Below are 11,376 nucleotides of genomic sequence, written 5' to 3'. Positions count from 1 at the left end.
ACAAGAAGGGACGGCGGTCCACTCTCCCGAGTGAACCGCCGTCGCGGCCTGCTATGACTTTGGCGCCGTCGTTGGCGCGTTTGGAACAGCCTGGTGCTTACCGCTTCTCGTCTTCCGCGGAGATCGTCGGGGTGGCTTCGAGCCGACCGGTCTCGTCGTGGATCGTGATCGCGATGTCGCGCAGCTTCTCCGAGTGCTCCCGGCCGTGGTGGGCGCAGAAAAGCAGCTCCCCACCGCTGGTCAGGGTGACTCGGACGTAGGCCTGCGCACCGCAGCGGTCACAACGATCCGCGGCCGACAGGGCCGAACTCGGGGCGAGTGCTGTAGTCATTGAGGCCTCATCTCATCTAGTTCCGTACACACCAGATAGCAACATCCTGACATGCGGATCGCTTCCCGGTGCGGTCAACGTGTCCGTATGTGAGACGAACCACCTGTCTTGCTATGACGCTTGCTGACGCGGAATCGTTTCGTCGACGGGCGAATTTCTGGTGAGCTACGGAGGCGGGGTGCTCCTTCTCTCACTGTGCGCCATGAAACCGTCACCGTGTGCTGGCTCTCGGAGTGTCGTACACCACTCGGAATCGAGTCCAGATCGATACCTGTCGCGACACGGATTTCCGGTACCCGGCCGGATGCGGCCGCTGGGCCCGCCTGCGGCGTTTTGGGGGTGGGGCCGCATACTCTGTCCCTAGTCAGTGCGTGAACCAGTGAAGGAGCCAAGTGGCCGCCCCGACGCCTCGCAGTACCGAGCTCGACCCGACGTACAACGCCCGCAACCTGCTCGTCCTCGAAGGTCTGGAGGCGGTCCGGAAGCGCCCCGGCATGTACATCGGGTCCACCGACAGCCGCGGCCTGATGCACTGCCTGTGGGAGATCATCGACAACGCCGTCGACGAGGCCCTGGCCGGCCACGGCGAGCGGATCGACGTCGTGCTCCACAAGGACGGCTCGGTCGAGGTGAAGGACCGTGCGCGCGGCATCCCGGTCGACATCGAGCCGAAGACGAAGCTCAGCGGTGTCGAGGTCGTCTTCACCAAGCTGCACGCCGGCGGCAAGTTCGGCGGCGGCTCCTACAACGCGTCCGGTGGTCTGCACGGTGTCGGCGCCTCGGTGGTGAACGCGCTGTCCGCGCGGCTGGACGTCGAGGTCGACCGTGGCAGCACGGTCTGGACCACTTCGTTCCGGCGCGGCGTGGCCGGTGAGTTCGACGGCGACGGCGCGGCGGCGGCGTTCACGCCGGCGAAGGGCCTGCGCAAGGCCGGCCGGGCGAAGAAGGGTGTCACCGGCACCCGGATCCGCTACTGGGCCGACCGGCAGATCTTCACCAAGGACGCCACCTTCAACTACGACGAGCTGGTCACCCGGGCGCGGCAGACGTCGTTCCTGGTGCCGGGGCTCGAGCTGGTGATCCGTGACGAGCGCGGCGACGAGGTCACCGAGGAGACCTTCAAGCACGAGGGCGGGATCAGCGAGTTCTGCGACTTCCTGGCGACCGACCAGAAGGTCACCGACGTCGTGCGGCTGGCCGGCACCGGACACTTCACCGAGACCGTCCCGATGCTGGACGACGCCGGTCACATGACGCCGACCGACGTCGAGCGCGACCTCGACGTCGACATCGCGGTCCGCTGGGGCGATGGGTACGAGACCGAGCTGCGCTCGTTCGTGAACATCGTGGCCACGCCGAAGGGCGGCACCCACGTGGCCGGCTTCGAACGCGCGCTGTCGAAGAGCTTCACGAACGCACTCGACGGCACCCGGCTGCTGAAGAACGGCGAGGAGGTCATCAAGGACGATGTCCTCGAAGGCATGACCGCCGTTGTCACCGTGCGGCTCGCGGAGCCGCAGTTCGACGGGCAGACCAAGGAAGTCCTCGGGACGCCGGCCGCCTCGCGGATCGTCGCGAAGGTCGTGCAGACCGAGCTCGAGTCGTTCCTGACGTCGACCAAGCGTGAGTTCAAGGCGCAGGCGCGGGCCGTGCTGGAGAAGGTGGTGGCCGCGTCCCGGACGCGCGTCGCCGCCCGCCAGCACCGCGAGCTGCAGCGCCGCAAGACCGCGCTGGAATCGTCGGCGCTGCCGGCCAAGCTGGCCGACTGCCGCAGCAACGACGTCGACCGCTCCGAGCTGTTCATCGTCGAGGGTGATTCGGCCCTCGGTACGGCGAAGCTCGCGCGGAGCTCGGAGTTCCAGGCGCTGCTGCCGATCCGGGGCAAAATCCTGAACGTGCAGAAGGCGTCGGTCGGCGACATGCTGAAGAACGCCGAGTGCGCCTCGATCATCCAGGTCGTGGGTGCCGGCTCCGGCCGGACGTTCGACCTCGAGCAGGCGCGGTACGGCAAGATCATCTTCATGGCCGACGCCGACTCCGACGGCGCCCACATCCGCTGCCTGCTCGCCACGCTGTTCTTCCGGTACATGCGTCCGCTGGTCGAGGCCGGGCGGGTCTACACCGCCGTACCGCCGCTGCACCGGTTCGAGCTGACGAACCCGAAGAAGGGGCAGGACAAGTACCTGTACACCTACAGCGACGCGGAGTACCAGCGGAAGACCGCCGAGCTGATGAAGAAGGGCGTCCGCTGGAAGGAGCCCCCGCAGCGTTACAAGGGTCTCGGTGAGATGGACGCCGACCAGCTGGCCGAAACCACCATGGACCCGCGGCACCGCACGCTGCGCCGGATCACGGTCGACGACGGCGAGGACGCGGCGAAGGTCTTCGACCTGCTGATGGGCAACGACGTCGCTCCCCGCAAGGAGTTCCTGGTCCAGGGCGCCTACGAACTGGACGAGAACCGCATCGACGTATGAGTCCGCGGCTGGCGTGCTTCGATCTGGACAACACGTTGATCGATCGCAACGGGGCCTTCCTGAGGTGGGCCCGGTGGTGGGTGGACGTGAACCACCTGGACGAGTCTGCGCTCGAGTGGTTCGTTGCTCATGACAACGGTGGGTACCGGCCGCGGGCAGAGCTGTTCGAGATGGCGCGGGCGCGGTTCGAGCTCACGACTCCGGTCGACGATCTGGTGGCGTACTACAACGAGGAACATCCGTTGTTCACCTGGGTGCGGCCCGCCGTGCTCGACGGGCTGGCCGAGCTGCGTGCGGCAGGCTGGCGGGTCGCGGTGGTGACGAACGGCGAGACCCTCCAGCAGGACCTGAAGCTGGAGTACACGCTGCTCGCGCGCGCGGTCGATTACGCCTGCGTCTCCGGGACCGTCGGCGTCCGCAAGCCCGACCGGCGGATCTTCGAGCTCGCCGCGGAACACACCGGGGCGACCCTCGACGGCGGGTGGATGGTGGGCGACCACCCGGCGTACGACATCGCCGGCGGGATCGCCGCGGGGCTGCGGACGATCCGGATCGGGCAGCACCATCAGGACGAGACGCCGGTCGCGGACCATCACTTCGACTCGGTGCTGGAGGCGTTCCCGGTCATCTTGGCGGGATGACCTGACCCACCGGTACGGCGTGGCCGTCGACGGTGATCGTCGTACCGCCTGGTGTGATCGCGACGTCGATCGCGTGGCCTCGGTGGGTGTAGTTGGTGATCTCGATCGTGCCGTCGGGGATCGGTTGCGGGGTGATGTCGAGTGAGCCGTCGGGGCGCGGGCGGATGCCGGCCAGGCCGTGGAGGATCGCTTCGGCGCCGGTGAGGCCGGCGATGATGTTGATGCGGCGGCCGGAGGCGGGGGCGCCGGGCTTGTCGCAGAAGTGGTCCTGGGGGAAGTACGGGTAGTGCTTGCCCATCCAGAACAGTCGGCGCAGAACGTCCCAGGCCAGGTCCGGTTCGCCGTGTTCCCAGAGGGTGAGGGCGAGTTGCGGTGCCTCGCCCGTGTAGGCGCCGGATCCGGACCAGTCAATGTCGGCGGTCTCGTAGTGCAGGTCGTCCTCGGCGCTGACGCTGCTCACGCCGTACTCGCCCAGGAACGCGCCTGGTCGCAGATGGGTGAGGAGCGCGGCCGCGATGTCGGGTGGGCAGGCGGTGAGGGCGTCGTACGCCTGGATCGAATACGCCAGCTCGGTGTGACCATCGGGATAGCGGCTGCGGAACCAGCCGGCGGTCGGGTCCCAGAGTTGCTTGATCAGCTCGTCGCGGATCTGGCGCGCGGACGTTCGGAGTTCGTCGACGGGTAGCCCCGCGTCGGTGAGGTCGGACAGATCCGCGAGGGTTTCGAGGGCCCAGGCCCGTTCCGCGTTGGGGCTGGCGACGACGTGCTCCCAGCCGGAGCTTCGCATCTCGAGCAGGTTGCTCTGATCGCCATAATCCCGGAGTACGCCGCTCTGCTCGTCGGGGCGGAAGCGTTTGTCGAGGGCGGTAAGTACGTCGTACAGGCGGCTTACCAGACTCGCGTCGAGGTGGTGGTGCGCGGCGGCGGCGCGGGTGAGGGTGACGAGGGACCAGCCGCTGTAGGCGTACGCGACGCCGAGGCCGGTGCCGTCGGGCGCGATCGCGTAGCGGTCGGTGAGGTCGGCGTCGAGGAACGAGTTGATGATGTCGAGGATGCTGTCGCCGAGCATCAGGCTGAGGAGGTTGGGTGCGTAGCCGCCGGTGTCCCAGGCGTACGCGCACAGCGCACCGCCGTCCAGGCCGGAGGTGGCGATGAAGGGCTGGGTGACGAAGTCCGGGTGGTCCCAGAGACACACCAGACCGCTGGCGAGGGAGCGACGGTAGTACTCCTCGAGGCCGGGGACGTCGGAGGTCAGGACGGGGAGCCGCTGCAGTACGTCTGTTGGGGCCGACTCGGCGGGGCGCCCGACGGCCAGCGTGAAGGCGAGTTCGCCGTACGGCGGCAGCGTCCCGGTCAGCACGTCGTGATGGAGTGCAATCCGACGGGATGGGCCCGCATCACCCGGCGGCACCCAACCCCACTCTGACAGTGGGACATGGTGGGGCTGGTTCGGAGTGAGCTCGGGGTGGACCGCGAGCTGGTGGGCGTTGGCGGAGCGGTTGGTGAGCTTGAGAGTCAGGCTGTAGCCGGCCGCGCCGTGATGTGGGGTGAGGGTGGACTCGACGGTGAACGAGGTTAGTCGGCCGTCTGCGTAGTGGTGGTAGCTGCCGGTGCGAACCAGGCGGTCCGGGTACCACGTGCCACCGGTGGGAAGGATGCCGCGATTGCCCGCGCCGGGACGGGCAGCGTCGACGACGCGGCGGCCGTCGAGCTCGAAGGTGAATGTCAGCCGGCTGTCGGGCGCGGCCAGTGGGGGAGCGAACCAGCCGCCGACCCCGCACACGGTGCCGGCGAGCCGGCTGACGGTTCCCGTGCCGCTGCGCACCCAGATCTCAGCGGGTGGCGCGGCACGGCGCAGGTCGAACGCGAAGTCGTCGAGGGCATAGGGCGGCATGGGCGGCCTTCCTGAAAGGGCGTGCCGGACCGGTCCCGGCAGGTGATCCCGGCCTGCGTAGGACCGGTCCAACACGGTGCGGTGATCGTGGCACGAGGACGCCGATCAGCGCAATGCCTCGGCTGGAAACCGTTTTCGCTCCAAGTGTTGACGGCGTACCAGGCCGCTGTTACGTTCCGGTGCACCACCTCGTTGGACCAGTCCAACGGGCCGAGCCGAAGGATCCGCAGGATGGCGAAACTGACGATTCGTGACATCGCGGCGCTGGCCGGTGTGTCGAAGTCGACGGTCTCGCTGGTGCTGAACAACAGTCCCAAGGTCGACCCCGCCACCCGCCGGCACGTGCTCGCGGTGATGCGGCGGAACCGGTACGTCCCGAGCTTCGCGGCGACCGCGCTGGCCAAGGGCAGTACCCGGCTGATCGGCATGGTCGTGCCCGGGCTGTCCTGGCACATGGTTGCCTCGATCAACATCGGGGTGGCGGCCGTGACCGAGCGCAGCGGGTTCGACATCATCCTCTACACCGCGACCAACGACCGCGACTACGGGTCGCTGATCGACCGGATCCTGACCGCGAGCATGGTCTCCGGCCTGCTCGTGGTCAGCCACGAACAACCGCTCGAGCCGCTCGTCCAGCTGCACTCCGACGGCCTGCCGGTCGTCCTGGTGAACACCATCGACGCCGATGTCGCGCTGCCCTCGGTCACCACCGACAACTACGACGGCGCGCTGACGGCGATGGATCACCTGCTGCAACTGGGACACGAGCGGATCGCCTGTGTCCAGGGCCGGATGCTGTACCGCTGCTGCCAGGACCGCTACCGCGGTTACCTGGACGCCCTCCGATCCGCCGGCATCCAGCCCGATCCCGAACTCACCAAACCCGGCGACTTCCTGCCCGAGCAGATCCGCGCCCGCTCGCGCGAGCTGTTCGCGCTGCCACCGGACCAGCGCCCGACCGCGGTCTTCGCGCACTCGGACGTGACCGCGTACGGCGTGATGACCGCGGCCGCCGAGGCCGGACTCCGGGTTCCGGAGGACGTGTCGGTGATCGGCTTCGACGACATCGAGTCGGCAGCTCAGATCCGGCCGCCGCTCACCACCATCCAGCAACCGTTCGTGGACATGGGCAAGCGCGCCGCGCAGATGCTCCTGGACGCGATCGGCCCGAACGACGAAGTACCTGACGAAGAACCGGCCGATGAGGCGCTGCCGCGACTCGTGATGCCGACCAGCTTGATCGTCCGGGCGAGTTGCGGGCCGGTGCCCGTGACCCGGTCCCCGCGCGGACGCTCGCAGACCACCAAGGCCTGATCCGTCCGGATCCCGGTCCCGCCCGACCCGAGCACGTCCGACCACAGCAGCACACCCGTCAGGACCCCGGCTTTGCCGTTCGGTCCGCGCTGCCGTGCGCCCTCTGGAAGGAACCGTCCAGTGTTCAGAAAACTGGCCACCGGGGTGACCGTGGCCCTCCTCGCAGCCATCGCGGTCCAGCCCACCGCACGCGCCGAGGCCGCCCCGTTCGAAGTCCTCCCGTCCGACGCCGTTGCCAACTTCACCGAGTTCAAGAGCCTGCCCGCCGACGCGACCACGCAGGTCCCGATCACCGGCAATCCGAACTTCACCAAGGCACTGCAGGTCGCGGTCCCGAACGGCCCACAGAGTCCCGGTCTCGACGGCGAGTACGAGATCACGCTCGGCGTACCCGCGTCCGCCACCGTCAACGAGGGTGACGCGATGGTCGCCACGCTGTGGGCGCGCTCGATCGTTCCGACGGCCGGCGCCACCACGGGCAACGCACATGTCGTGTTCGAGACCGATGGATCGCCGTACAAGAAGTCGATGAACGCCGCGCTGCTCTACGGGTCGGACTGGCAGAAGTTCGAGTTCCCGTTCCGCGCCGCGACAACGTACACGGCTGGTACGGCGACTGCGGCGCACCTGAACCTTTGGCTCGGGTACGGCGCGCAGACGTTCCAGATCGCCGGCGTCTCGGTGCAGGACTGGGGTCCGGGCACGCCGGCCGGCTACCCGCTGGTGACGTACGACGGGCGGGACGCGAACGCGGCCTGGCGTACGGCGGCGAACGCGCGGATCGACCAGTACCGCAAGGGCAACCTCGCGGTGTCGGTCGTCGACCCGGCCGGGAACCCGGTGAGTGGCGCGACCGTGTCCGCGGTGCAGCAGACGAGCGCGTTCAAGTTCGGCGCGGCCTCGGACGGCGCGCGGCTGGTCGGTGATCCGTCCAGCGGCATCAGCGCGGCGGACCTCGCGCAGTACCAGAGCAAGGTCTCCACGGTCTTCAACCAAGGAGCCCTGGGCAACAATCTGAAGTGGAACCACTGGGAGAACCCGACCGAACGGGACGCGATCACACTGCCCGCGATGCAGTGGATGCGTGAGCGCGGGCTGCGGGTCCGTGGGCACAACCTGGTCTGGCCGTCCTGGGGGAATCTTCCGTCCGATCTCAGCGGCCTGCAGAGCAACCCGGCGGCGCTGCGGACGCGGGTGAACAACCACATCCTGGACGAGACGTCCGCGTTGGCCGGGATCGTCGACGAGTGGGACGTGGTCAACGAGCCGTACTCCGAGCACAACCTGCAGGACATCCTCGGGCCGGACGAGATCGCGTCGTGGTTCCGCCTGGCGAAGCAGGGCGATCCGAACGTACCGCTGGTGCTGAACGACTACGGCCTGCTGGAGAACAACGGCTGGGAGAAGCGGCACCGCGATCACGACTACGCGATCGTGCAGTCGCTCAAGGCGTCCGGAGCGCCGATCGACGCGGTCGGCTTCGAAAGCCACTTCAACGGACTGCAGCTGACCTCACCGGATCAACTGCTGGCGATCGTCGACCAGTTCGCGGCGCTCGGGGTGAAGGTCGCGATCACCGAGTTCGACGTCGACACCGACGACCTGCAACTGCAGGCGGACTACACGCGCGACTTCATGACCGCGATGTTCTCGGACCCGAACGTCAACCAGATCAGCAACTTCGGGATCTGGGCCAACAACATCTACAACCCGCGAGTCGCGCTCTACAACGCGGACTGGTCGCCCAAGCCGAACGGCCTGGTCTGGGAGGACCTGATCAAGCGGCAGTGGCACACAAGCGCGTCCGGTACGACGACAGCGGCCGGCGCGTACAGCACGCGCGGCTTCCTCGGTGACTACCTGGTGACCGTCACCGTGAACGGCATCTCGAAGCAGGTGAAGGTGGCGATGCCCACGACGGCCGGCGCGTCGGTGAAGGTGATCGCGGACGGCATCGCGACGACCGTACGGACGGACCAGCCGAACCCGATCGGCGACGGCGACTTCGAGAGCGGCACCCGCGGCTGGACTCCGCTCGGCACCGGTCCGGCGACCGCCGCGAATGCACACAGCGGCCACACCGCCCTCTCCCTGAGCCCGGGCTCGGGCGTCACGCAGAATCTGAGCGGCCTGACGCCCGGCACGAGCTACCTGCTGTCCGGATGGGGCCGACTGAACGGGGGAGGCACCCAGTGCTACGTCGGCGTCCGCGGCGGCGCGACCGCAGGTACGCCGACCTTCCAGTACGTGCTGTCGTACGCCGACGAACGCGCGTACACGCAGAAGCTGGCCGCGTTCACGCCACCGACCGGGACGAAGTGGGTGCAGGCGTTCGCCTGGTCGAATGCCAGTGCGTCGTCGCCGGAGTGCACGCTGGACGACCTGGCGATCACGCCGACCGACGGAACACCACCACCCGCGCAAGGACCGCCGGCCGTCGCGCCGTCGCTGCCGACTCCTTCGGTGCTTGCGAACAGCTCGTTGGAGTACCAGTCGGCGACCACCGGCTGGTACTGCCTCGGGACCTGCACGCTAAAGAACGCGTCCGTCACACCACACAGCGGTAGTGGCGACCTGTCAGCCAGCGGACGGGAGGCCGCGTGGGCCGGTCCGGCGCAAGGCGTCTCGGTGGTCAACGGCGGTCTGTACGACTCGTCGGCGTGGGTGCGGCTGAGCAGTGGATCGGACACCGCAATGGTGAGCCTGAAGCTGACCACGTCGACCGGATCAACCACGATCAGGCTCGGCTCGGCCGCTGTCACCAGCACCGGCTGGACACGGATCTCCGCCGCGGACACGAACGTGTCCTGGACCGGCACCCTCACCAAAGCCGAGTGGTGGATCAGTACGACGACCGGCGCCGGCGACGTCCTGGTGGACGACGTCTCGTTCGCCCCGAAGGCCAAGACCGTTGCCGATCCAGGCACCGGCCCGGCGGAGACGGCCTTCAACCCGGTGCAACCCACGGCGGCCTGCGTCGTCCGAAACACCGCCGACGGCACCTACACGGCGTACTTCGGCTACTCCAACGCGAACAACTACTACATCCCGGTCCCGGTCGGCACTGACAACGCGTTCAGCCCCGGCCCGTCGGACCGCGGTCAGACCGTCTCGTTCCTGCCCTTCCAACGACCACGCCGAGTGGCCGTGACCTGGGACGGCACTCCGCTCACCTGGCGGCTCGGCGCCCTGACCCAGACCGCATCGTCCGCTACGCCGCCCTGCGCCTAGCACTCACTGGAGGAACTCCCATGTCAACATCCATGTCCCGGCGGACCCTGCTCCGCGGGGCGGCCGCACTGGCCGGTGCGGGCGCGCTCGCCGGCTGCTCGTCGGGTAACGACTCGTCAGGCTCGAAGGCCACAAAGACCATCACCTACTGGGACTGGTACGCCAGTCAGGCCGGCTGGGTCGACAACGAGATCAAGCTGTTCCAGCAGGCTCACCCGGGGATCGAGGTGAAGAAGACCACGCAGGTCAGCGACAAGTACGCCGACCTGGTGTCGCTGGCGTACCGCAGCGACAACGCGCCGGACATCCTGATGGTGCCGAAGAGCCCACAGCTCAGCCGGCAGATCACGCAGAACTGGTTGCTGCCGCTGGACAAGTGGGCGACCTCGTCGTGGCAGGGCCGGTTCCCGGAGAACAGCTTCGTCGAAGGCGTCGACGTCTTCGACGGGAAGGTCTACACGGCACCGTTCGCCGCGCCGGCCCCGTCGCTGCAGCTCTACATCCACCACGGCGTCTTCAAGGACGCCGGCCTGACCAACGCGGACGGCAGCGTGAAACTGCCGAAGACGTGGGACGAGGTCGCGAGCGCCGCCGACGCGATCGCGTCGAAGAGCGGCGGCAAGGTCGCGCCGTTCGGCTTCGGCAACTCGACGAACACGACCCTGGCCTGGTGGCTGGATCTGTTCGTCCGGGGCGCCGGTACGCCGGGCGGCGCGGCCGTCGGCGGCATCGACGGGATGGACTACCGCGTCGGGAAGTGGACGTTCGGCAGCGACCGGAACTACCTCGACGTGATCAACCTGCTGCTCGAGTGGAAGAACAAGAACTGGTTCTACCCGAACTCGATGAGCATCTCGGACGAGCAGGCGCGGGCGTTCTTCGAGCGCGGCAAGTTCGGGATGACCATCGGGGGAGTGTGGAACCAGCCGGAGTGGAGCAAGCACAAGTTCACCGAGTACAGCCTGGTGACGCTGCCGACGCCGTCCGCCGGTGATCCGAAGGCGCTGTTCTACGGACCGCCCGGTGGCAAGTTCGTCGCGGTGAACGCGAAGACGCCGCACGCCGACGAGGCGTGGGCGTGGTTCGACTGGCTGTACAGCCCCGACGCGGGCAAGCGGTGGGTCGAGCAGGGCCAGGGCCTGTCCGTGTACGCGAAGAACAACGACCCGAAGAGCGTCACCTTCGCCCCGTTCGCGCAGTACGTCGCGATGTCGGGAGCCGCCGTGGTCGGTCCGCAGCCGACGATCCGGAACTCGAAGGTGTCGGCCGTGCAGCTGCCGGCGGTGAAGCCGGACATCAACGACCTGCTCGCGGGCGTCTGGACCGGACAGGTCAAGGATCCGCAGGCCGCGCTGAACGAACTGACGGACAAGATGAACGCGGCACTGGGTGATGCGATGAAGAAGGCGCCGGGTGTGAGCGCGAAGGATTTCACGTTCGCCGACTGGGATCTGACCAAGCCCTACACGACCAAGCCGGGCGCCTGAT

7 protein-coding genes are annotated in these 11,376 nt (G+C 68.0%); 5 read left to right on the top strand and 2 right to left on the bottom strand.

All coding sequences use genetic code 11. The features are described from left to right. Window positions 1-97 precede the first annotated feature (97 nt). Window positions 98-331, bottom strand: coding sequence for a DUF7455 domain-containing protein (locus AC0662_RS07330; protein WP_452204001.1), 234 nt, complete (start codon window positions 329-331; stop codon window positions 98-100). Window positions 332-723: 392 nt separating this feature from the next. On the opposite strand from AC0662_RS07330, the gene AC0662_RS07325 reads away from it, so the two are divergent. After that, window positions 724-2,808, top strand: a complete 2,085-nt coding sequence (locus AC0662_RS07325; RefSeq protein WP_478299145.1) for a DNA gyrase/topoisomerase IV subunit B — start codon at window positions 724-726, stop codon at window positions 2,806-2,808. After that, window positions 2,805-3,449: an HAD family hydrolase gene (locus tag AC0662_RS07320; protein WP_452204003.1), complete on the top strand. Its 645-nt coding sequence runs from the start codon at window positions 2,805-2,807 to the stop codon at window positions 3,447-3,449. Before AC0662_RS07325 ends, AC0662_RS07320 begins: the two co-directional genes overlap by 4 nt. Here the strand turns inward: AC0662_RS07320 and AC0662_RS07315 are convergent. Further along, a complete protein-coding gene (locus AC0662_RS07315) occupies window positions 3,433-5,343 on the bottom strand; it encodes an MGH1-like glycoside hydrolase domain-containing protein (protein WP_478299143.1) in 1,911 nt (636 codons plus the stop codon). The two genes, AC0662_RS07320 and AC0662_RS07315, sit on opposite strands and share 17 nt — an antisense overlap. Before the next feature lie 231 nt (window positions 5,344-5,574). Here AC0662_RS07315 and AC0662_RS07310 point away from each other — a divergent pair, with 231 nt between their 5' ends. From AC0662_RS07310 to AC0662_RS07300, 3 genes are all read left to right on the top strand, one after another. After that, window positions 5,575-6,657, top strand: coding sequence for a LacI family DNA-binding transcriptional regulator (locus AC0662_RS07310; protein WP_452204005.1), 1,083 nt, complete (start codon window positions 5,575-5,577; stop codon window positions 6,655-6,657). A gap of 120 nt (window positions 6,658-6,777) precedes the next feature. Then, complete coding sequence (locus AC0662_RS07305; protein ID WP_478299141.1) at window positions 6,778-9,888, top strand: endo-1,4-beta-xylanase; 3,111 nt, start codon at window positions 6,778-6,780, stop codon at window positions 9,886-9,888. 20 nt (window positions 9,889-9,908) lie between these two features. Beyond that, entirely contained in the window at window positions 9,909-11,375 is a 1,467-nt protein-coding gene (locus tag AC0662_RS07300; protein ID WP_478299139.1) for an extracellular solute-binding protein, read from the top strand. Window position 11,376 lies beyond the last annotated feature (1 nt).

The sequence above is a fragment of the Kribbella sp. NPDC043289 genome, from assembly GCF_056436705.1.
This window is presented reverse-complemented; position numbering and strand designations above follow the sequence as displayed.